The 22,290-nt window shown below is 70.9% G+C and carries 20 protein-coding genes and 3 tRNA genes; 3 read left to right on the top strand and 20 right to left on the bottom strand.

The genetic code is table 11. From position 1 onward, the window contains the following. Positions 1–43: 43 nt before the first annotated feature. From rpoB to ACZ47G_RS01195, 12 genes are all read right to left on the bottom strand, one after another. Positions 44–3,520 (bottom strand): DNA-directed RNA polymerase subunit beta, encoded by a 3,477-nt coding sequence (rpoB, locus tag ACZ47G_RS01140; RefSeq protein ID WP_380459417.1) that lies wholly within the window; start codon positions 3,518–3,520, stop codon positions 44–46. Positions 3,521–4,208: 688 nt separating this feature from the next. Beyond that, a complete protein-coding gene (gene rplL / locus ACZ47G_RS01145; protein ID WP_380459419.1) occupies positions 4,209–4,592 on the bottom strand; it encodes a 50S ribosomal protein L7/L12 in 384 nt (127 codons plus the stop codon). A 90-nt stretch (positions 4,593–4,682) separates the two neighbouring features. Beyond that, positions 4,683–5,246: a 50S ribosomal protein L10 gene (rplJ, locus tag ACZ47G_RS01150; RefSeq protein WP_350503606.1), complete on the bottom strand. Its 564-nt coding sequence runs from the start codon at positions 5,244–5,246 to the stop codon at positions 4,683–4,685. A gap of 359 nt (positions 5,247–5,605) precedes the next feature. After that, on the bottom strand, positions 5,606–6,484 hold the full coding sequence (locus tag ACZ47G_RS01155) for an SCO4651 family lipoprotein (protein WP_465739363.1): 879 nt from the start codon (positions 6,482–6,484) through the stop codon (positions 5,606–5,608). A 134-nt stretch (positions 6,485–6,618) separates the two neighbouring features. Next, positions 6,619–7,557 carry an SCO4651 family lipoprotein gene (locus ACZ47G_RS01160; protein ID WP_465739364.1) on the bottom strand — a complete coding sequence of 313 codons (939 nt, stop codon included), beginning with the start codon at positions 7,555–7,557 and terminating at the stop codon, positions 6,619–6,621. Between the two features lie 105 nt (positions 7,558–7,662). Next, positions 7,663–8,508 carry an SCO4651 family lipoprotein gene (locus ACZ47G_RS01165; protein ID WP_465739365.1) on the bottom strand — a complete coding sequence of 282 codons (846 nt, stop codon included), beginning with the start codon at positions 8,506–8,508 and terminating at the stop codon, positions 7,663–7,665. 104 nt (positions 8,509–8,612) lie between these two features. After that, positions 8,613–9,410: a hypothetical protein gene (locus ACZ47G_RS01170; RefSeq protein WP_465739367.1), complete on the bottom strand. Its 798-nt coding sequence runs from the start codon at positions 9,408–9,410 to the stop codon at positions 8,613–8,615. 198 nt (positions 9,411–9,608) lie between these two features. Next, entirely contained in the window at positions 9,609–10,331 is a 723-nt protein-coding gene (gene rplA / locus ACZ47G_RS01175) for a 50S ribosomal protein L1 (protein WP_380459428.1), read from the bottom strand. 106 nt (positions 10,332–10,437) lie between these two features. Then, complete coding sequence (gene rplK, locus ACZ47G_RS01180) at positions 10,438–10,872, bottom strand: 50S ribosomal protein L11 (RefSeq protein ID WP_218198317.1); 435 nt, start codon at positions 10,870–10,872, stop codon at positions 10,438–10,440. Between the two features lie 164 nt (positions 10,873–11,036). Further along, positions 11,037–11,939: a transcription termination/antitermination protein NusG gene (gene nusG / locus ACZ47G_RS01185; RefSeq protein ID WP_465739368.1), complete on the bottom strand. Its 903-nt coding sequence runs from the start codon at positions 11,937–11,939 to the stop codon at positions 11,037–11,039. A gap of 206 nt (positions 11,940–12,145) precedes the next feature. After that, complete coding sequence (gene secE, locus ACZ47G_RS01190; protein ID WP_380463328.1) at positions 12,146–12,472, bottom strand: preprotein translocase subunit SecE; 327 nt, start codon at positions 12,470–12,472, stop codon at positions 12,146–12,148. A gap of 150 nt (positions 12,473–12,622) precedes the next feature. Beyond that, a tRNA-Trp gene (locus tag ACZ47G_RS01195) sits at positions 12,623–12,695 on the bottom strand. 286 nt (positions 12,696–12,981) lie between these two features. On the opposite strand from ACZ47G_RS01195, the gene ACZ47G_RS01200 reads away from it, so the two are divergent. Further along, on the top strand, positions 12,982–14,229 hold the full coding sequence (locus tag ACZ47G_RS01200) for a pyridoxal phosphate-dependent aminotransferase (RefSeq protein ID WP_465739369.1): 1,248 nt from the start codon (positions 12,982–12,984) through the stop codon (positions 14,227–14,229). 128 nt (positions 14,230–14,357) lie between these two features. Further along, complete coding sequence (locus ACZ47G_RS01205; protein ID WP_465739370.1) at positions 14,358–15,413, top strand: adenosine deaminase; 1,056 nt, start codon at positions 14,358–14,360, stop codon at positions 15,411–15,413. Here ACZ47G_RS01205 and ACZ47G_RS01210 read toward each other — a convergent pair. From ACZ47G_RS01210 to ACZ47G_RS01245, 8 genes are all read right to left on the bottom strand, one after another. Beyond that, on the bottom strand, positions 15,410–16,453 hold the full coding sequence (locus tag ACZ47G_RS01210) for a UDP-N-acetylmuramate dehydrogenase (RefSeq protein WP_465739371.1): 1,044 nt from the start codon (positions 16,451–16,453) through the stop codon (positions 15,410–15,412). The genes ACZ47G_RS01205 and ACZ47G_RS01210 overlap by 4 nt on opposite strands. Positions 16,454–16,515: 62 nt before the next feature. Then, positions 16,516–18,078, bottom strand: coding sequence for an MFS transporter (locus ACZ47G_RS01215; RefSeq protein WP_465740008.1), 1,563 nt, complete (start codon positions 18,076–18,078; stop codon positions 16,516–16,518). Between the two features lie 211 nt (positions 18,079–18,289). Continuing rightward, complete coding sequence (locus ACZ47G_RS01220; protein WP_465740009.1) at positions 18,290–18,832, bottom strand: TetR/AcrR family transcriptional regulator; 543 nt, start codon at positions 18,830–18,832, stop codon at positions 18,290–18,292. Between the two features lie 186 nt (positions 18,833–19,018). Further along, positions 19,019–19,438: a MaoC family dehydratase gene (locus ACZ47G_RS01225; protein WP_465739372.1), complete on the bottom strand. Its 420-nt coding sequence runs from the start codon at positions 19,436–19,438 to the stop codon at positions 19,019–19,021. A 5-nt stretch (positions 19,439–19,443) separates the two neighbouring features. Then, positions 19,444–19,902 carry an FAS1-like dehydratase domain-containing protein gene (locus ACZ47G_RS01230; RefSeq protein ID WP_380463315.1) on the bottom strand — a complete coding sequence of 153 codons (459 nt, stop codon included), beginning with the start codon at positions 19,900–19,902 and terminating at the stop codon, positions 19,444–19,446. A 142-nt stretch (positions 19,903–20,044) separates the two neighbouring features. Next, on the bottom strand, positions 20,045–20,209 hold the full coding sequence (gene rpmG, locus ACZ47G_RS01235; RefSeq protein ID WP_006604855.1) for a 50S ribosomal protein L33: 165 nt from the start codon (positions 20,207–20,209) through the stop codon (positions 20,045–20,047). Between the two features lie 83 nt (positions 20,210–20,292). After that, a tRNA-Met gene (locus ACZ47G_RS01240) sits at positions 20,293–20,365 on the bottom strand. Positions 20,366–20,408: 43 nt separating this feature from the next. Next, positions 20,409–20,481, bottom strand: a tRNA-Thr gene (locus ACZ47G_RS01245). Positions 20,482–20,757: 276 nt separating this feature from the next. On the opposite strand from ACZ47G_RS01245, the gene ACZ47G_RS01250 reads away from it, so the two are divergent. Next, a complete protein-coding gene (locus ACZ47G_RS01250) occupies positions 20,758–22,026 on the top strand; it encodes an amidohydrolase family protein (RefSeq protein ID WP_465739373.1) in 1,269 nt (422 codons plus the stop codon). Positions 22,027–22,290 lie beyond the last annotated feature (264 nt).

The raw sequence follows: 22,290 nt of genomic DNA on the forward strand, positions 1-22,290 counted from the left end.
CGCACTCTGATTGGTTCAGGAGCGCGAGCCGGCCCAACCTCCGTCAGACCTCTTCGACGCTGCTCGGCTCGCGCCGGGACAGGTCGATGCCGAGCTCTTCGGCGGCGCGGAAGACGTCCTCGTCGGAGTCCCGCATCTCGATGGACTGGCCGTCCGAGGACAGCACCTCCACGTTGAGGCAGAGCGACTGCATTTCCTTGATGAGAACCTTGAAGGACTCGGGAATGCCGGGCTCGGGGATGTTCTCGCCCTTGACGATGGCCTCGTAGACCTTCACGCGGCCGAGCACGTCGTCGGACTTGATGGTGAGCAGCTCCTGCAGGGCGTACGCAGCGCCGTACGCCTCGAGGGCCCACACCTCCATCTCACCGAAGCGCTGACCACCGAACTGCGCCTTACCCCCGAGCGGCTGCTGGGTGATCATCGAGTACGGACCGGTCGACCGGGCGTGCAGCTTGTCGTCGACCAGGTGGTGCAGCTTGAGGATGTACATGTAGCCGACCGAGACCGGCATCGGGAACGGCTCGCCGGAGCGGCCGTCGAACAGGCGGGCCTTGCCGGTGGAGTTCACCAGGCGCTCACCGTCACGGGTGAGGGTGGTGTTGTCCAGCAGACCGGTGATCTCGTCCTCGCGGGCGCCGTCGAAGACCGGGGTGGCGAGGTTGGTGCCACCGTCGACCTGGTCGGCGCCGATCGCCTGCAGGCGCTGGGCCCACTCGTCGGCGAGACCGGAGACGTCCCAGCCCTGCTTGGCGAGCCACCCGAGGTGGATCTCCAGGACCTGTCCCGGGTTCATTCGGGACGGGACACCCAGCGGGTTGAGGATGATGTCGACCGGGGTGCCGTCCTCGAGGAAGGGCATGTCCTCGACCGGGAGGATCTTGGAGATGACACCCTTGTTGCCGTGACGGCCGGCGAGCTTGTCACCGTTGGTGATCTTGCGCTTCTGGGCCACGTAGACGCGGACCAGCTGGTTGACACCCGGGGGGAGCTCGTCGCCCTCCTCGCGGTCGAACACGCGCACGCCGATGACCTTGCCGGACTCACCGTGCGGGACCTTCAGCGAGGTGTCGCGGACCTCACGGGCCTTCTCGCCGAAGATCGCGCGGAGCAGGCGCTCCTCGGGGGTCAGCTCGGTCTCACCCTTCGGGGTGACCTTGCCGACGAGGATGTCACCGGTGACGACGTCGGCGCCGATCCGGATGATGCCGCGCTCGTCGAGGTCCGCGAGGACCTCCTCGGAGACGTTCGGGATGTCCCGGGTGATCTCCTCCGGGCCGAGCTTGGTGTCACGGGCGTCGACCTCGTGCTCCTCGATGTGGATCGAGGAGAGGACGTCGTCCTGCACGAGGCGCTGCGACAGGATGATCGCGTCCTCGTAGTTGTGACCCTCCCACGACATGAACGCCACGAGCAGGTTCTTGCCGAGGGCCATCTCGCCCTCGTCGGTGCACGGGCCGTCGGCCAGCACCTGGTTGACCTCGACCCGGGCGCCCTCGTCCACGAGCACCTTCTGGTTGAAGGCGGTGCCCTGGTTGGAGCGGGTGAACTTGGCGGCGCGGTACGTGGTGTACGTGCCGTCGTCGTTGGCCACGGTGACGTAGTCGGCCGAGACCTCCTGCACCACGCCCGACTTCTCGGCGGTGATGACGTCGGCCGCGTCGACGGCGCAGCGGTACTCCATGCCGGTGCCGACCAGCGGGGCCTCGCTCTTCAGCAGCGGCACCGCCTGACGCATCATGTTCGAGCCCATGAGCGCGCGGTTGGCGTCGTCGTGCTCGAGGAACGGGATCATGGCGGTCGCGACCGACACCATCTGGCGCGGCGAGACGTCCATGTAGTCGATCTCGGTGCCCGGGATGTAGTCGATCTCGCCACCACGGCGGCGGACCAGGACGCGCGGCTCGGCGAAGTGCAGGTCCGCGGTCAGCGGGGCGTTCGCCTGGGCGATGACGTAGCGGTCCTCCTCGTCGGCGGTGAGGTAGTCCACCTTCTCGGTGACGACACCGTCGACGACCTTGCGGTACGGGGTCTCGATGAAGCCGAAGGCGTTGACCCGGCCGTACGAGGCCAGCGACCCGATCAGACCGATGTTCGGGCCTTCCGGGGTCTCGATCGGACACATGCGGCCGTAGTGGGAGGGGTGCACGTCACGGACCTCGAAGCCGGCGCGCTCACGGGAGAGACCACCGGGACCGAGGGCGGACAGACGACGCTTGTGGGTCAGGCCCGACAGCGGGTTCGTCTGGTCCATGAACTGCGACAGCTGGCTGGTGCCGAAGAACTCCTTGATGGAGGCGACGACCGGCCGGATGTTGATCAGGGTCTGCGGCGTGATCGCCTCGACGTCCTGGGTGGTCATGCGCTCGCGCACGACGCGCTCCATACGGGCGAGACCCGTACGGACCTGGTTCTGGATGAGCTCGCCGACGTTGCGCAGGCGGCGGTTGCCGAAGTGGTCGATGTCGTCGACCTCGACCACGATGTCGCGGCCGGTCTCGTCACGCCACTCGGTCTCGCCCGCGTGCAGCTTCACCAGGTACTTGATCGCACCGATGATGTCGGGCTCGGTGAGCACGCCGGAGTCCAGGGACTCGGCGTTGCCCAGCTTCCTGTTGAGCTTGTACCGGCCGACCTTGGCCAGGTCGTAGCGCTTCGGGTTGAAGTACAGGTTCTCCAGAAGCGTCTGCGCGGCCTCGCGCGTCGGCGGCTCGCCGGGACGCAGCTTGCGGTAGATGTCCAGCAGCGCGTCGTCCTGGCCCTGGGTGTGGTCCTTCTCCAGGGTGTTGCGCATGGACTCGTACTCGCCGAACTCCTCGAGAATCATCTCGTTGGTCCAGCCGAGAGCCTTGAGCAGCACGGTGACGGACTGCTTGCGCTTGCGGTCGATGCGGACGCCGACCATGTCGCGCTTGTCGATCTCCATCTCCAGCCAGGCACCACGCGAGGGGATGACCTTGCAGGAGTAGATGTCCTTGTCGGACACCTTGTCCAGGGTGGAGTCGAAGTACACACCCGGGGAGCGGACCAGCTGCGACACGACGACACGCTCGGTGCCGTTGATCACGAACGTGCCCTTGTGGGTCATGAGCGGGAAATCGCCCATGAAGACCGTCTGAGACTTGATCTCACCGGTCTCGTTGTTGGTGAACTCGGCCGTGACGAAGAGCGGGGCCGCGTACGTGAAGTCACGGTCCTTGCACTCGTCAATGGAGTTCTTCGGCGGCTCGAAACGGTGGTCGCGGAAGGTCAGGGACATCGACCCGCTGAAGTCCTCGATCGGCGAGATCTCCTCGAAGATCTCCTCCAGACCGGACTTGGTGGGGACATCCTGACCAGACTCCAACGCCTGCTCGACCCGGGACTTCCAGGCCGCGTTGCCGAGCAGCCAGTCAAAGCTCTCGGTCTGCAGGGCCAGGAGGTTCGGGACCTCGAGGGGCTCCTTGATCTTCGCGAACGAGACGCGGAGCGGGGCGGTGGATGCGGCGGAATTGTTCGAGGCGTTGCGCGGCGCGGCCAAGAGGGGGGTCCTTCCGAGGGCTCGGAGCTCACTACGCGCGTACCAGCCGGGCCTGCTTGAGCCTGGATCCCGCCTCCCTCGCCACTGGCCTCCGCCGGGGTCGAAACCCCAGGTCAGAGCCGCTTTGCGGAGGCGATGCCAGACCCCTTCAGGGCAACGCAAACTCCGGGCGACGAGTCACGGAGCAGCTAACAGGCAGCGCAAAGGGACAGTGTAGCCAATGGCTACACTGCTGTCCAGCTCTGATTCGGAAACCGAATCGGAGACTCCTCCCGGTAGCCGGGGGCGCGGGCGCCCACCGGGTACTGCTCTAACTCACGTGGAGTCATTTCCCGCCGGAGCCGCTGGTTATGCATCCAGCCGCAAACCAACCGGGGCGGACTCGCGCCTTGAGAATCGCGCGCCTCGCCAGGTTCGTCAAGGGCCCGTCGGCGGGGGCGGACCTCGACCCGTTCATCGGTCCGAACCCCCTCCGCGTTACAGAAGCCGTGGTCGGGGGCCACCGTCGATGACGGTGATCACCATACTCCTCGTGGCCGACAGTACCCAGTGCGCGATCGGCCACACCGGTGGCCGCGCTGGGCCGGGCCGAGGAAGGCCGGTCGGGGCCGGGAACGCAAAAAGACCGGGCCGACCACCCGCAAGGGTGATCGGCCCGGCCTCAGGCCCCCTCAGAGGGGGCGAGAAGTCACTTGACGGTGACCTTGGCGCCGGCACCCTCGAGGGCGGCCTTGGCCTTCTCGGCAACGTCCTTGGCAACCTTCTCCAGGACCTTGGCACCAGCGGTGTCAACGAGGTCCTTGGCCTCCTTCAGGCCGAGGGAGGTCAGGGTGCGCACCTCCTTGATGACCTGGATCTTCTTGTCGCCGGCGGCGTCGAGGATGACGTCGAACTCGTCCTGCTCCTCAACGGCCTCGGCCACGGCGCCCGGGCCGGCGATGCCGGCAACGGCGACCGGAGCGGCAGCGGTGACGTCGAACTTGTCCTCGAAGGCCTTCACGAAGGCAGCGAGCTCGATGAGGGTGAGCTCCTCGAACTGCGCGAGCAGCTCGTCCTGGGTCAGCTTCGCCATGATTGGCGTCCTTCCACTAAATCGGCAGGTGGTGCCGGATGTACGGGTTGGCGGGCGTACGGGCCCGCAGCGAGGCGTGAGCCTGCCGAATTACTCGGCGGCCGCGTCCTCGGCGGCGGGAGCCGGCGTACCGGCACCGCCCTGCTCGACCTTGTCGCGCAGCGCGTCCACAGTGCGGACGAGCTTCGACGGCAGGGCCTGGAAGAGCGCGGCAGCCTGGGACTGCTTGGCCTTCAGGGCACCCGCCAGCTTGGCGAGCAGCACCTCGCGGGACTCGAGGTCCGCGAGCTTCTTGATCTCATCGGCGGACAGCGCCTTGCCGTCAAGGACACCGCCCTTGATGATGAGAGCGGGGTTCTCCTTGGCGAAGTCACGCAGAGCCTTCGCCGACTCCACCGGGTCACCGGTGACGAAGGCAACAGCCGTCGGACCGTTGAACAGGTCGTCGAGCTCGGAGATCCCGGCCTCGTTGGCCGCGATCTTGGTCAGCGTGTTCTTCACCACGGCGTACTCGGCGTTGTCGCCGAGCGAGCGACGCAGGGTCTTGACCTGCTTCACCGAGAGACCGCGGTACTCGGTCAGCAGCGCCGCGGAGGAGCCACGGAACTTGTCCGTGATCTCGGCGACGGCGGCAGCCTTGTCGGGCCTGGCCATAGGCTTACGCCTCCTTCCGTGATGTCGAAGTCCGGCCGACCGCAAAGTCGACCATTCACACCTCGAACCGGCCGGAACGGAAGGAAAGCTCTTGCGGAAACGCAATGAGCCCCGGTGCGCAGGCGCACGGGGCTCGTGACGACCTCGACGGGCATTCGCGCGGACGCGGTTCCCGGAAGTCGAAGCTCCAGACACACCTGCGCGGGCTGCCTGCGACGAATCGCAGATCCTTCGGCCACCCGCTCCCTGACGGGGGCGAGGCGACAACCAGCGGTCTTTGGCTTCGGCAACAGTAACCGGAGCCGTCCGTACGAAGCAAATCGCCCTCGGACGGGTGAACCGCCCGGTCCGAACCGGGCTCAGCGCGCCAGCGGGGAGACCGTCCGGACGCCGGTGTCCACGGTGTCCGTCTCGGCCGGGGCCTGGGCCGAGAGCAGCGGCCCGGCGAGGTCGGAGTAGAGCACCGAGTCGTCCGCCCGGCCGGTGTCCCCGTTGCCGGTGCGCTGGAGCCGGACCAGCTGGTCCTTGTCGTTCAGCCAGAGGTCCAGGGTGAGCGAGATCGAGCCGCCGGGGGCCAGGGCGGCCCGCAGGCCGTCCCGGCGGGACTGGGTCAGCGGGGTCTGGGCGGCCGCGTACTTCTCGGCGGTGGTGGTCACCCGGTAGTGCTCGACCGTGGAGTCCTCGTACTTCTCCTCGCCGACGAAGGCCGGGTCCACCCCGTCCGCGGTGGCCGCGGCCAGCGCCTCGACCGGGTTCAGCAGGTCGATCAGCCCCGCGTACGGGACTTCTTTGTGGCCGTCCGGGTCGGGCGGGACGGAGAAGCGCTCCCAGTGCTTGCCGCCGTGCTTGGCCGCGGTGGCGGCGTCGCCGCCCTGGTAGCCGACGGTGTCCACGACGATCAACTGCTCGGCGTCGCCCGGGGTGGACCGCTTGATCTGCAGCGCCGTCTTGGGTGACCAGAACAGCGGGCCGGAGCCGGCGTCCGCGCCGAGCCGGTAGCTGACCTTGGCCCGGCGGGCGGTCTGCATGGCCAGCTGGGCGGAGAGCAGCACCCCGTGCGGCGAGCGGTCGGTCGGCTTGGCCGGCCCGGTCGGGGTGGCGGCGGTCGCGGGGGCGCTGCTCGCGCTGGAGCCGGTGGACGGCGAGGCGGGCGCGTCCCCGCCTCCGCCGCAGCCGGTCAGCCCGCTCGCGAGCACGGCGACCACGGCCAGTGCCGCCAGCCGCTGCCGTCCCGCCATCGTCCGTTCCTCTCGCACCGGGCCACCTTGCCATCCGGACCGGGCCCGACCGGTGGCGGCCCCCTGGTCGGTCCCCGCCGGGCCCGGCCCGTCCACCGGGACGGACGAGTCGGGCGCCGGGGCGGGGCGCGGGATCAGCTGCCGGCGCCGGCGTTCTGGCCGGCCTTCGCCAGCTCGGTGATCTCGATCGTGTCGGACTTGTCCGGCGCGGTCGTGGCGACCGGAGTGCCGTAGTCGGAGTAGGTCACGGCGAACTTCATCGCGCCGGCCTTGGTGTCGGCCTGCGCGGCCTGCTTGAGCACGAGCTGGTCGGCGTCCACCCAGATGTCGACGGTCTCGCTGGTGATCCCCGCGGTGGTCATCGACTGCTTCACGTGGTCGAGCTGCTCGGCGGTCAGCTGGTTGGTGTTGGCCGCCACCAGGTCGGCCACCTTCAGCGTGCCGGTGTAGTGGGTGGCCGGCTTGCCGTTCACCGTCTCCTTCCCGACCTCGGTCACCGTGCCGGAGGCGATCACGGAGCGCACCGCCTCCACCGGATCGGCCTTCTTCAGCTGGTCGGCGCTGCCCGCGCCGCCGGCGCCGCCCTGCAGCTTGGCCATGTCGTCGTAGCCGACGTGCACCCAGTGCCGCCCGTCGGAGGCCTTCAGGGCGTCGCCGCCGAGCTTCATGTACATGCCGTCCTGGACGAACCGGTACGTGAACGCGGTGCCGCCGATGCTGCCCGCCATCTTGTCGGCGCCCGGGGTGCCGGACATGTCCATCGTCATGTCGCCCTGGAGACCGTCGCCCCAGGCCAGGGCGCCGTCGGCCTTCATCGAGACGGAGCCGACCGTGATCTCCTCGGTGATCTTGGCCGACTTGGCGGCGCCGGTCTTCTTGGTGACCTGCTCCAGGTAGACCGCCGGGCTCACCTTGACCGGCGGAGCGGCGGCGGCGGTGGTCGCGGCGGCGGCCGTGGTCGGCGCGGCCGGGGCGGCGTTCTTGCCGTCGGAGTCGTTGTTGTCGCAGGCGGTCGCGGTCAGCGCCAGAGCGGCGAGGACGACGGCGACGGCGGCCTTCTGGGTTCCAGCCATGGTGTTCCCCCCTTGAGAACCCCCGGGCGCGCGACGCGCCCGGGGTGGTAGCCGGTGTTGCTGCGGGTGGAGCCGACGGGGCTCCGGTTCGAGGGTCCGGCCGGATCAGCCGAACAGCTTGAGGAGGTCGGCCTGGGAGCCGAGGTCACCCGCGGCGGGCGCCTCGACCTTGCCGCCCTTGCCGAGGTCGGAGTACTTGACGGTGACGGCCTTCTGCTCGCCGTTGGTGTCGCCGTACTCCTGGTACTTGACGAGCTCCTGCTTGGCGTTCAGCCAGAAGTCGATGGTGAGGGACTTGCCGTCCTCCTCCAGCGTCTTCTGGACGGCCGCGCGCTGCTCGGCCGTCAGCGAGGTCATCCCGGCCACCAGGGTGGCGGTGTCCTCGACCGCCCGCAGGTGGGTGGTCTGGACGCCGTCGACGCTCTCCTGGCCGACCTTGCTGAGCTTGCCGCTCGCGCTGGCGATGGTGAGCTGGGCGACCGGGTTCATCATCTGGCCCATCACCACGAAGGCCCCGCCCATCTCCTCCGAGGAGGGCACCTTGACCCAGTGCTTGCCCTGCAGGGCCGCAGCCGCGTCGTCGCCGCCGACGTAGGCGTCCGCCCCGATCACCCGGATCTTGAGCTTCTTGCCGTCCATGTCGGCGGCCACGTCCAGGGCGGCCTTGCCCGGGTCCTTCCAGTCGGCGGTGCCGCTGCCGCCCGGGCTGGAGGCGTCCGGGGAGGTCATGGCGACCTTGCCGTTGCCGGCCTTCTGCATCACCAGGGCGGCGGCGGCGAGCGCGGCCTTCGGGTCGGCGGTCAGCCCGGCCGCGGCGGCGGCCGCACCGGCGTCCTTGGCGTCGTTGGCGGTGCCCTTGGCGTCGCTGCCGCCCTTGCTGCCGCAGGCGGTGAGGGCGGCCAGCAGAACGGCGGCGGTCGCGACGGTCGAGGCGAGGCGGACAGCACGCATGGAGGTTCCCCCCGTAAGTTTTTCGGAAGAGCCGATCCTCGGCTCCTGCTCAGCCGGACTCTAACGGATTGCCAGGTCCGGCCCGCACCGGATATCCCCTCCCGTCACCCGGCCGCGGCGGGTGACGTCTCCCCCGTCGCGGTACCTGAGACATCCGTTGTGGTCACCGTGGTTCCGGCACTCCCACTGGCCGTCTCACGCAGCCTCAGCAGTCGCTGACCGGGGCCGACCCAGACGTCGTAGCCGATCTGCGCGACCCCGCGCTGCCGGTACCAGCCGACCACCGCGGCGAGTTGCCGGGGGCTCAGCTCCCGGTCCGCGCCGAAGTAGTCGGCCACCGGGGCGGCGCCCCGGTAGTGCGCGACGGTCGCCCCGTCGAGCTGTTCGCCGCCCAGCGAGCCGAGCCGGTCGGTCTGGGCCATCGCGTACGCCCGGCTGCCCGGGTTGGTGACCAGCGCGGTCATCCAGCCGCCCGCGTAGCCGGCCGGGTCGGGGCCGGCCGGGTCGGGGCCGGCCGCCGGGTCGAGCGACTCCGCGGTGGCGCGCTCCGCGTGCTTGTCCGCGCCGCCCTGGTAGGCGAGGTCGAGGGCGCCGTCCCGGAGCGCCAGCCGCGCGGTGCCCAGTTCGTCGGTGACGGTCAGCGCGGCCTCGTCCCGGTCGCCCCAGACCAGGGTGCCGCTCGCGGTGCGCCGGCCGTCCGGGCCCTCCCGCACCAGGTCGATCCGGGCGCCGCCGGTGTCGTCCAGGGCCTGGGCCGCCGCGAGCACCACCTGCTTGGGCGGGATCGGCGCCGGCTCACCGGGGACGCGGGTGCCCGGGGCGGCCAGCACGCTGCACCCGGTGGAGGCGCCGAGCAGCAGCAGGGCCGCCGCGAGCGCGGCGGGGCGAAGGGCGGGCGGCACGGCACACTCCGGCGGTCACAGGTTCTCCACATGATCTGACCGGCAGAGCGTACGACGACTAGGGCACGCGTTCCCATCCCCCCGTGTCCCGATCCGGCAACCGTTCGGGCGGCGCCGGAGGCAGCAACGACAGCGGGCCCGCACCCCCGGTGAAGGGGGTACGGGCCCGCCGTACGGACTGCTCTAGAGCGCTGGGGCTCAGACCGCGGCCGGGTCCTCCTCGACGAGGAGGTTGCGGGTGCGGTTCGGGTCCACCTGGATGCCGGGGCCCATGGTGGTCGAGAACGCGGCCTTCTTGATGTAGCGGCCCTTGGCGGCGGACGGCTTGGCGCGGAGCACCTCGTCCAGCGCGGCGGCGTAGTTCTCGACCAGCTGCTCGTCGGTGAAGGAGGCCTTACCGATGATGAAGTGCAGGTTCGAGTGCTTGTCGACGCGGAACTCGATCTTGCCGCCCTTGATCTCGTTCACAGCCTTGGCGGTGTCCGGGGTCACGGTGCCGGTCTTCGGGTTCGGCATCAGGCCACGGGGACCGAGCACGCGGCCCAGGCGACCGACCTTGCCCATGAGGTCCGGGGTGGCGACGACGGCGTCGAAGTCGAGGCGGCCCTTGGCGACCTCGTCGATGAGCTCGTCGGAACCGACGATGTCGGCACCCGCAGCACGCGCGGCCTCGGCACGCTCGCCGGTCGCGAAGACCAGGACCCGAGCGGTCTTACCGGTGCCGTGCGGGAGGATCACGGTGCTGCGGACCATCTGGTCGGCCTTGCGCGGGTCGACGCCCAGACGCATGGCGACCTCGACGGTGCCGTCGAACTTGGTGGTGCTGGTCGCCTTGGCGAGGCGGACGGCCTCGAGGGGGGCGTAAAGGCGCTCGCGGTCGACCTTGGCGTCCGCGGCCTTCAGAGCCTTGCTGCGCTTCACTGCTGCTCCTGAATGGTGATTGGAGTTGTGGTATTCGACGGGCCTGCGCAGGCCCTACCACAGGGACGGCTGAGCCGGTTTGCCCCTGACGGGACGGGGGGCTTGATCAGCCCTCGACGGTGATGCCCATCGACCGGGCGGTGCCGGCGATGATCTTCTCCGCCGCGTCCAGGTCGTTGGCGTTCAGGTCGGGCATCTTGGTGGTGGCGATCTCGCGGACCTGGGCGCTGGTGAGCTTGGCGACCTTGGTCTTGTGCGGCTCGCTGGAGCCCTTGTCGATACCGGCGGCCTTCAGGATGAGGCGCGCGGCCGGCGGCGTCTTCGTGATGAAGGTGAAGGAACGGTCGTCGTAGACCGTGATCTCCACCGGCACGATCATGCCGCGCTGCGACTCGGTCGCAGCGTTGTAGGCCTTGCAGAACTCCATGATGTTGACGCCGTGCTGGCCCAGCGCGGGGCCGACCGGCGGCGCCGGGTTGGCCGCACCGGCGTTGATCTGGAGCTTGATAAGCCCCGTGATCTTCTTCTTCTTGGGAGGCATGTCTCTCCGGGTCCTTCCGAGAGGTGATTGCTGGTGCGTGCGGAACCGGGGCGACACCCGGCCGCCAGCACACACATCAGGCCAGGCTAACGCGTCCGCGCCGCTGGACCAAAACGGATTCGGGGCGGGGCCTCAGCCCCGCCCCGAATCCGAAGACCGTATGACTAGTTCTTCTGGATCTGGTCGAAGGAGAGCTCGACCGGGGTCTCCCGGCCGAAGATCTCGACCAGGCCCTTGACCTTCTTCGAGTCGGGGTTGATCTCGTTGATGGTCGCCTGGAGGGTCGCGAACGGGCCGTCGGTGACGGTGACCGAGTCGCCGACCTCGAAGTCCAGGACCTGGATCTCGCTGGGCTTGACCGGCGAGGGCTTGCCGGCCTCCTTGGCCGCCTGGCGCTCGACGTCCGGGGCGAGCATCTTGACGACCTCGTCCAGGGTCAGCGGGTACGGGTCGTAGGCGTTGCCCACGAAGCCGGTGACACCGGGGGTGTTGCGCACGACGCCCCAGGACTCCGGGGTGAGGTCCATGCGCACCAGGACGTAGCCGGGGAGCTTGTTCTGCCGGATGGTCTTGCGGTCGCCGTTCTTGATCTGGACGACCTCCTCCTGCGGCACCTCGGCCTGGAAGATGTACTCCTCGACGTTCAGCGAGACGGCGCGCTGCTCGAGGTTCTGCTTCACCCGGTTCTCGTAGCCGGCGTAGGTGTGGATCACGTACCACTCGCCCGGCATGAAGCGCAGGTCCTCGCGGAACTTGGCGACCGGGTCGACCTCGACCTCGTCCTCGGCCTCGGTCTCGTCCTCGGTCTCGTCCTCGGTGGGCTCCTCGTCGGCCGACTCCTCGGCGACGGGCTCCTCCTCGTCCTCCACGCGCAGCGCGGCCTCCTCGGCGGGCTCGCCGGCCTCGGCCTCGTCGTACGCCTCGACCTCGTCCTCGTCGCTGTCCGCGGCGTCGACGATCTGCTCGGCGGACTCGACGTCGTCAGCCAGCTCGGCCGCGTCCAGCTCGGCGGCGACATCCGCCTCACGGACGGTCTCGTCGGCGTCGTACAGGGGGGACTCAGACACGGTGGCTGCTTCTTTCCTGGAGATGGTGAAGGTGGCGCGCTCCGAAACCGGACCGGCGCGCGGCCGCTCGCGCGGGCGCCAGGAGAGGTCTCGGAGACTTCAACAGTACCGAGTCCACGGTACGCGCGCGTACGTCCGCCGCCGACAGCTCGACCCGGACCGATGATTCGGCCCGGGTCGGGAGGTGGTTCGGAGGTGGGGCTCGATCAGCCGAAGACCAAGAGGCTCAGCTTGGCGAAGCCGTAGTCGAGGCCGTAGACGAAGCCCATCACGACCACGACGAAGGTCACCACGACGGCGGTGTAGTTGGTGAGCTCGCTCCGGGTGGGCCAGACGACCTTGCGGAGCTCCGCGATGATCTGGCGGTAGAACAGGCCCATCCGCGCGAAGAGGCCCTTCTTGGCCCGCTTGCCGGACTTCTTCTGCTTGCCGGACGTCTTGTCGCCCTCGGCAGACGTGGTCTCGGCAGCGCCGTCGGCCCCCTCGGGGTTGCCGCTCTCAGGCGTTGCGGTGGAGCCCGTGGTCTCCGTCACTCGTCCTCACCTGAATCCGGGTCCGGCCGAACATCACCTGCGTACCCGTTTCAGGCACGAGCGGTCGGCTTAAGCGGTGCTGATCGGTGCCCTCTCCGCATCAAGCCCGCTCGCTCTGTGGAGCGAACGGGCTGAATACGGATCAAGCAGCAGGGCAAGAGGGACTCGAACCCCCAACCGCCGGTTTTGGAGACCGGTGCTCTACCAATTGAGCTATTGCCCTTCGGAGCCTCGCGGCTCCTGCGTGGCGACCAACCTACCGCATCTCCCCCCGCTGTCCGTACAGGCGGTGAAAGCTCCGGTCTTTTTCGGTGGGCCGTCGAGGAGCGAGTGTACGTGGTCGAGGGGTGTTTGGTCGAACCTCTTCTTCCGGGGCCGCCGTCCGCCCGGCGGATGTCCGGCCCGGTGGGGCGGTGACCGGCGGATCGCCGGGGCCGCGATGCGGACGGGTCCGTACGGATGCTGAAACCTCGCTGCCCGGTCCGTCCCGGTTCTGCGACGATGCAGGCATGAGCGCTTCCACCCCGCAGCCCGACCAGTCCATCCGCCCCGCCGACCGCCGGGTCTCCGCCCGGATCGGCGCGATCGCCGAGTCCGCGACCCTCGCCGTGGACGCCAAGGCCAAGGCCCTCAAGGCCGCCGGCCGTCCGGTGATCGGCTTCGGTGCCGGCGAGCCCGACTTCCCCACGCCGGACTACATCGTCGAGGCGGCCGTCGAGGCCTGCCGCGACCCGAAGAACCACCGGTACACCCCGGCGGGTGGCCTGCCCGAGCTGAAGGCCGCGATCGCCGCCAAGACGCTGCGCGACTCCGGCTACCAGGTGGACGCCTCCCAGGTGCTGGTCACCAACGGTGGCAAGCAGGCGATCTACGAGGCCTTCGCCGCGATCCTCGACCCGGGCGACGAGGTCATCATCCCGGCCCCGTACTGGACCACCTACCCGGAGTCGGTCCAGCTGGCCGGCGGCGTTCCGGTGGCCGTCGTCGCCGACGAGACCACCGGTTACAAGGTCTCGGTCGAGCAGCTGGAGGCCGCCCGCACCGAGAACACCAAGGTGGTGCTGTTCGTCTCGCCGTCCAACCCGACCGGCGCGGTGTACACCGAGGCCGAGGCCGAGGCGATCGGCCGCTGGGCGCTGGAGCACGGCCTGTGGGTGCTCACCGACGAGATCTACGAGCACCTGGTCTACGGCGACGCGACCTTCACCTCGCTGCCGGCCCTGCTGCCCGAGCTGGCCGACAAGTGCGTCGTGGTCAACGGCGTCGCCAAGACCTACGCCATGACCGGCTGGCGGGTGGGCTGGGTGATCGGCCCCAAGGACGTGATCAAGGCCGCGACCAACCTGCAGTCGCACGCCACCTCCAACGTCTCCAACGTCGCCCAGCGCGCCGCGCTGGCCGCCGTCGCGGGCGACCTGGACGCGGTGGCCGAGATGCGCGAGGCCTTCGACCGCCGCCGCAAGACCATCGTGCGGATGCTCAACGAGATCGAGGGCGTCCTCTGCCCCGAGCCCGAGGGCGCGTTCTACGCCTACCCGTCGGTCAAGGGCCTGCTGGGCAAGGAGATCCGCGGCAAGCGCCCGCAGACCTCCGGCGAGCTGGCCGCGCTGATCCTGGACGAGGCCGAGGTCGCGGTCGTCCCGGGCGAGGCCTTCGGCACCCCCGGCTACCTGCGGCTCTCCTATGCGCTCGGTGACGCCGACCTGGCCGAGGGCGTCGGCCGGATGCAGAAGCTGCTCGGCGAGGCCCGCGACTGACCGCGCGACCGACCCCGCGGGTCAACCCGACACCCGGGATTCACCCGCCCCACCGCCCTCTTTCACCCCTTCGGGGGACGGGAAGAGGGCGGTTCCCGTTTGGGGGTCGGATACGGCAGTATCGGCGAATGGAACGCCTGTTGAACCCGCGAGACGTCAGGGGCCTCCCGAAGGCCCACCTGCACCTGCACTTCACCGGCTCGATGCGGCCCGCCACCCTGCTGGAGCTGGCCGACAAGCACGGCGTCCGGCTGCCGGAGGCGCTCAGCTCCGGCGAGCCGCCCAAGCTGCGCGCCACCGACGAGCGCGGCTGGTTCCGCTTCCAGCGCCTCTACGACACCGCCCGCTCGGTGCTCCGGGACGAGTCGGACATCCGCCGGCTGGTCCTGGAGACCGCCCAGGACGAGCTGCGGGACGGCTCCCGCTGGCTGGAGATCCAGGTCGACCCGACCTCCTACGCGCCCCGGCTCGGCGGACTGATCCCCGCGCTGGAGCTGATCCTGGACGCGGTGCGGCAGGCCGCGGCGGCCACCGGGGTGGGCATCCGGGTGCTGGTCGCGGCGAACCGGATGAAGTCCCCGATGGACGCCCGGACGCTGGCCCGGCTCGCCGTCCGCTACGCCGACCAGGGCGTGGTCGGCTTCGGCCTCTCCAACGACGAACGCCGCGGCCTGGCCCGGGACTTCGACCGGGCCTTCGAGATCGCCCGCAAGGGCGGGCTGCTGGCCGCCCCGCACGGCGGCGAACTGGCCGGACCGGAGTCCGTCCGGGACTGCCTGGACGACCTGGGTGCCGGCCGGATCGGCCACGGCGTCCGGGCCGCCGAGGACCCCCGGCTGATGGCCCGGCTGGCGGACCGCCAGGTCACCTGCGAGGTCTGCCCGGCCTCCAACGTCTCGCTCGGCGTCTACGAGCGCCCCGAGGAGGTGCCGCTGCGCCGGCTGTTCGACGCCGGGGTGCCGCTGGCGCTCGGCGCGGACGACCCGCTGCTGTTCGGCAGCCGGCTGGCCGCCCAGTACGAACTGGCCCGGGACGCCCTGGGCTTCGGCGACGCCGAACTCGCCGAGCTGGCACGGCAGTCGGTGCGCGGCTCGTGCGCGCCGGAGGCCGTCCGCAAGGAGCTGCTGGCGGACATCGACGGCTGGCTGGTGGGCACCCCGGTGCCGGCCGGGAGCACCGCCTAGAGCTTGACTCCCACCATCACGGGCTCGTTCACCAGCTCCACCCCGAAGGCCTCGCGGACCCCGTCCCGGATCTCCCGGGCCAGGGCCAGCAGGTCCTCGGCGGTGGCCGCGCCGCGGTTGGTGAGCGCCAGGGTGTGCTTGGTGGAGAGCGTCGCCGGGCCGTCGCCGTAGCCCTTGCCGAAGCCCGCCCGGTCGATCAGCCAGGCCGCCGAGGTCTTGGTGCAGCCCTCCGGGGCCGGGTAGGCGGGGGCGTTCTCGGCCCCCGGGCGGGTGCGGAAGGACTCGTACTGCGCCGCCGTGAGCACCGGGTTGGTGAAGAAGGAGCCGGCCGACCAGGTGTCGTGGTCCGCCGGGTCCAGCACCATGCCCTTGCCCGAGCGCAGCCCCAGCACCGCCTCGTACGCCTCGGCCAGCGGCACCCGCTCGCCCTGCTCGACGCCGAAGTGCCTCGCCACCTCCGTGTACTTGACCGGGGTGGAGAGCCCCGCGTGGTCCGCCAGGGCGAACCGCACCCGCAGCACCACGTAGCGGTCCGGCTCGGCCTTGAAGCGGCTGTGCCGGTAGGAGAAGCGGCACTCGGCGTTGTCGAGGGTGACCACCTCGCCCGCCGTGCGGTCGTACGCGACCACCTCGGTGACCGTCTGGGCCACCTCCTGGCCGTACGCGCCGACGTTCTGCACCGGGGTCGCGCCGGCCGAGCCGGGGATGCCGGCCAGGAACTCGATCCCGGCCAGGCCGTGCTCGCGCACCGTACGGGTGACCGCCTCCGACCACACCTCGCCGGCCGCCAGCTCCAGCACGGTGCCGTCCAGGGCGAAGCCGGTGGTGGCGATCCGCAGCACCGTGCCGGGGAAGCCCGCGTCGCCGATCACCAGGTTGGAGCCACCGCCGAGGACCAGCAGCGGCTCGCCGGCCGCGTCGGCTTCGCGGACGGCGGCGATCACCTCGTCGTCGGTGTGGGCGGTCACCAGCCGGCGGGCCGGGCCGCCGAGCCGGAGCGTGGTCAGCGGGGCGAGGGGGGCGTCGTTTTCTACCAGCACGCCCACCAGCGTACGGGGACGGGGGCGACCGCCCGGCCGCCCCCGTGACCCGCGTCCGCGGTTCAGGCCTTCGCGGCCTCGGCCGGGACGGGCTGCCCGTCCTCGGGCCCGGCGACCGCCGCCTCGATCGCCGCGGCCTCCGCCATCTGCTCGACCTGCTCGACCTGCTCGGCCCGGGCGACCTGCTCGACCTGCTCGACCTGCTCGACCTGCGCGGCCTGCTCGACCGCCGCGCCCACCGCGACCGGCTCCACCGGCTTCGACCGGCGCGGCAGCAGCAGCGCGCAGGCACCGGCCGCCAGCACCACCCCGGCGCCGACGTACAGCGCGGGCACCATGGCGTCCACGAAGGTCCCGGCCGAGCCGTCGCCGCCCTGCTCGGAGAAGACCGCCGCCAGCACGGCCACCCCGAGCGCGCCGCCGACCTCGCGCAGCGCGTTGTTGGCACCGGAGGCGATGCCCTGCTCCTCCGGCCGGACGCTGTCCATCACCATGGCGGCGGTCGGCGCGAAGTACATCGACATGCCGATCCCGCACATCACCACGGCGGGCACCACCGGGCCGTACGCGTAGTGCCCGAGCCCGGCGTTGATCACCGCGTACAGCGCCAGGCCGACGCCCTGCAGCGCCAGGCCGAGGACCACGATCAGCCGTCCGCCGAGGCGGTCGGCCAGGATGCCGGCGAGCGGAGCGACGATCAGCCCCACCCCGGTCCACGGGAGCATCCGGATGCCGGCCTCTTCCGGGGTGTAGCCGCCGACGGTCTGCAGGTGCTGGCTGATCAGGAAGATCGAGCCGAACATCCCGAGGGACATCAGCAGGCCGGAGGCGTTGACGGCGGTGAACGTCCGGCTGCGGAACAGCCGCATCGGCAGCATCGGGTGCCGGGCCCCGCGCTGCTCGTACCGCACGAAGGCGATCAGCAGCACCACGCCGCCGGCCAGCGCGGCCAGCACCAGCGGGCTGGTCCAGCCGTCCGGGTTGCCGCGGATCAGGCCGAGCACCACGCCGAACAGGCCGAGGCTCACCAGGACGGTGCCGACCGCGTCCAGGGCCGGGTTGGCGCCCCGGCTCTCCCGCAGCTTCAGAGCGGCCAGCGGCACCAGCACGACGCCGACCGGGACGTTCACCCAGAAGATCCACTGCCAGGAGAAGTTCTCGGTCAGGGTGCCGCCGACCAGCGGCCCGGTGGCGATGGCCAGGCCGTTGATGCCGGCCCAGATGCCGAAGGCCATCCCGCGCTTGGCCGCCGGGATGGCGGCGGTCAGCAGGGTGAGGGTGAGCGGCATCGACACCGCGGCCCCGACGCCCTGGACGGCGCGGGCGGCGATCAGCTCGCCGATGCCGGGCGAGAGCGCGGCCGCGGCCGAGCCGACGGTGAAGAGCGTGAGCCCGATCACGAACATCCGGCGGCGGCCGAAGCGGTCGCCGAGCGCCGCGCCGAACATCAGCAGCACGGCGAAGGAGAGGGTGTAGGCGCTGACCGTCCACTCCAGGTCGGAGAGCCCGCCGCCGAGCTCCTCGCGGATGGACGGCAGCGCGGTGGTGACGACCAGGTTGTCCAGCGCGGCCATGAAGCCCGCGAGGGCGGTGATCACCAGGGTCCAGACGCCGGTGCGGCCGATGCCCGGCTTCTCCGTGGCGATCTCCGTCGTGCCCCCGGCCGTCTTCGCCACCGCGTTCCCGGTCGTACTCCCGGCTGTGTTCCCGGATGTGTTCCCGGCTGTGCTTTCCGCCGTGTTCTCCGTCATGACTCCCCCAGGCTTCCTAGATAGTTATTGATCACTAACTTTCATGGGCCGAGAAAAGGCCACACGGACTCCGCCGTGCGACCCGCTACTCGGCCTCCTCCTGCTCGCCGAAGCCGTCCCAGATCCGGTGCTCCCGGGGGAAGCCCAGTGCCACCAGGGTGTTGATCAGCATCCCGTAGGCGAAGAACTCCGTGGTCCCCTGCACATCGCCGCCGACCCGCTCCCGGACCCGCTCGAACAGCTCCCCCCACAGCCGCCGGGCGGTCTCGCCGATCTCGTCCTCGCCGGCCATCCGGGAGGCGAACACCGAGACGTAGAGCTGCATCTGCATCATCAGCTGCTCGCCGTCCTCGACCAGGCCCATGTACGCCTCGGACATCTTCGCGGCGGCCTCTTCGCCGGTCAGCCCGGCCGACGCCGCGTCGAAGACCTTCCAGGTCTCCTCGATGCAGCGCTCGGCGGCGGCCGTGAAGATCGCCTGCTTGCCCGGGAAAAGCCGGAACAGGTACGGCTGCGAGACGCCCACCCGGCGGGCGATCGCCTCGGTGGACGTCCCCCGGTAGCCGTTCCTGGCGAACTCGATCACCGCGGCCCGGACGACGCTCTCGCGCCGCTCCTCCGCGCTCATCCGGATGCTCGTCTTCGCCACGGGAACCAAGTTAGTGACCAATCACTATCTCCGCAAGGGCACGAGCCACCGGAACACGGCCCACCCGGGAACACGGCCGCCCGGAAGCGCGACCGCCCGGAGAACACGTCCGCCCGGCGGCCCGCGGAACGGGCTGCCGGGCGGACGGCACCGGAAAGCGGGGCCTCAGGCGAGCCGGACGACCGCCCGGGACATCCCCAGCACCTTCTGCCCGCCCGAGGTGGCCAGCAGGTCGACCTGCACCTTGCGGTCCTCCAGCTTCTTGGCGACCTTGGCCGAGACCTCGATCACCGCGCCCCCGTCGTTCGGCACCGGCACCGGCCGGGTGAAGCGCACGCCGTACTCGACCACCGCCGCCGGGTCGCCGACCCAGTCGGTGACCACCCGGATCGCCTCGGCCATGGTGAACATGCCGTGCGCGATGACGTCCGGCAGGCCGACCTCCAGCGCGAACTTCTCGTTCCAGTGGATCGGGTTGAAGTCACCGGAGGCGCCCGCGTAGCGCACCAGTGTGGCGCGGGTCACCGGGAAGGACTGCGCCGGCAGCTCGGTGCCGACCTCGACCTCGTCGTAATCGATCGCCATCGCGCTCACTCCCCCGCCTCGTCGGCGACCCGGGCCACCAGCGTCATGATCGCCGTCACCACGTGCTCGCCGGTCTCGTCCGCCACCTCGCCGCGCACGGTGAGCACATCGTTGCCCGCCAGCGACTTGATGTTGTCGATGGTCACCGCGACCGTCAGCCGGTCGCCGGCCTGCACCGGGCGGCTGTAGCGGAACTTCTGGTCACCGTGCACCACCCGGCTGTAGTCGAGGCCCAGCTCCGGGTCCTCGACGACCTGGCCGGCCGCCTGGAAGGCGATCGCGAACGGGAAGGTCGGCGGGGCGATCACGTCCCGGTGGCCCAGCGCCTTCGCGGCCTCCGCGTCGGTGTACGCCGGATTGGCGTCCCCGATCGCGACCGCGAACTCGCGGATCTTCTCCCGGCCGACCTCGTACGGCTCGGTGGGCGGGTAACTCCGCCCGATGAAGGAGGGGTCGAGCGCCATGGCAACTCCTCGGAACGCGGATGGAAACGCGGGATGGAAACGCGGACGGGTACGAAAAAGACTCCGGGCCACACCCCCTGTTGAGGGATGCGGCCCGGAGTCGAAGACCTGATTCACACAGGCCCGGCGCCCTGCGACAGGGTCAGCGGGTCTCGCGGTGCGCGGTGTGCGAGTTGCAGCGGGGGCAGTGCTTCTTCATCTCAAGACGGTCCGGGTCGTTACGCCGGTTCTTCTTGGTGATGTAGTTCCGCTCCTTGCACTCCACGCAGGCCAGCGTGATCTTCGGGCGGACATCGGTGGCAGCCACGGGAGTGCCTTCCTTGGACAACGAATAAGAACACAACAAGAGTAGCCGACCGGGAGTGCGATCTCCCGACCGACTACGCGGGGTAGCGGTGACCGGACTTGAACCGGTGACACAGCGATTATGAGCCGCTTGCTCTACCAACTGAGCTACACCGCCACAGTGATCAGCAGCACAGCCGAAGCTGACTGCCTTTCACCAGAGCCCCCATGCGGAATCGAACCGCAGACCTTCTCCTTACCATGGAGACGCTCTACCGACTGAGCTATAGGGGCGAACGAGGAAGAGATTACACGTTCCGCGCCCAGAGGTGAAATCCGTATCCCGGGCCGAAGACCGCAGGTGGGCGAGGTGCACGGACGGGCGATCCAAGGCCGGGCGTTCGATCGGCCCGGAGCCGTGCGCCCCGAGCCGATACGACTATTGCCCGCCTCCCGGCGCCCCGCCCCACTGCGCCATAGGCTCGACCCTCATTGACCGGGGCACCGGCCGATCCCCGACGGGGCCCGTCCCCCCACGGGCCCGCGGGCCAGCGCGAGAAGGAGCCGGCGATGGACAGCGCAGCCGCCGACGGGCCGCACTCCGGGCCCGGCCCGGCGGCCAACCCGCTCGGACACGGCCCGGTCCTGCTGCTCACCGGGGCCCGGCTGGCCGACGGGCGGGTGGTGGACGTCCGGATCAGCGGCGACCGGATCCAGGCGGTCGGCACCGTCGGCAGCCTCGGCCCGCTGCCCGCCCTGCCCGGCGCCCCCACCGTCACCACCGGCGCCCGGATCGACCTCAAGGGCTACCTGCTGCTCCCGGCCCCCGCCGAGGCGCACGCCCACTACGACTCCGCCTTCTCCGCCGCCCTGCCCGCCCCGCCGCCGGACACCCCCGCCGACCTCACCCGCCGGGTCACCGAGGCCGCCCTCACCTCGCTCGGCTACGGCGCCACCGCCCAGCGCACCCACGTACGGATCGGCGACGTGCACGGGCTGCGCCCGCTGGAGGCGGTGCTCACCGCCCGCCAGGCGCTGCGGGGCCTGGCCGAGCTCCAGGCGGTGGCGATGCCCCGGCTGCTCACCGGCCGGGCCGGCGCGGACGGGCGCGCCCAGCTGCGCGAGGCCCTCAAGCTGGGCGCCACCGCGGCCGGCGGCTGCCCGGAGCTGGACCCGGACCCGGCCGGCTACGTGCAACTGCTGCTGGAGGCCGCCCGGGAGGCGGACTGCCCGGTGGACCTGCACACCACCGCCGCCGACGCGGCCCAACTCGCCCGGCTGGCGAGCGTGCTGGCGCCGCTGCGGCCACGGGTGACGCTCGGCCCGTGCGGGGCACTGCCGCGCGGCGCGTCCACGGTGCTGGCCACCAGCGGGGTGCGGGTGGTCTGGCTGCCGCAGAACGGCGGTTGCACCGGGCTGGAGGGACGGCCGCCCGCCCCGCGGCCGGGCCTGGTGCGGGAGTTGACCGCGGCCCGGGTGCCGCTGGCGGCGGGCAGCGGCGCGCTGCGGGACCAGTCCAATCCGGTCGGCCGGGCGGATCCGCTGGAGTCGGCCTACCTGCTCGCGGCGGGCGGGGAGTTGGCCCCGGACGCCGCCTACGACGCGGTGGCCAACCAGGCCCGGGCGACGCTCGGACTGCCCCCGGTCCGGGTGGACGCCGGGTTCCCTGCGGAGCTGCTGGCGGTGCGCGGGGACAGCCTGGCCGGGGCGCTCGCGGGCGGGCACAGCCGGCTGGTGGTGCACAGCGGCCGGGTGGTGAGCCGGACCAGCGCGGTCCGGGAGTTCGCGGACACCGTGGCACTGGCGCTGCCCCGGCAGTCCGGCGGCACGGACTGCTGAACGGGCGCGACGGGCGGACGGCCGGACCGACGGACGGCCGGACCGACGGGGAAGCCCGCGGAGCGGCACGGGGCGGGCGGAAACCAAAGGGGCGCGCGACTCTCGTCGCGCGCCCCTCCCCCACTACTGGCCGCCCTTGGATGGCGGCTGGAGCGGCCCCAGGCTTCCCCCACACGGAGCCGGGCCCGCTCGTTCCGGCACTGACACTACGGCCACGGAACACCGCCGCCGCCCGGCCTTGACGCCCTCCTGTCGCCCACCACC

Source organism: Kitasatospora sp. NPDC030952 (assembly GCF_055571335.1).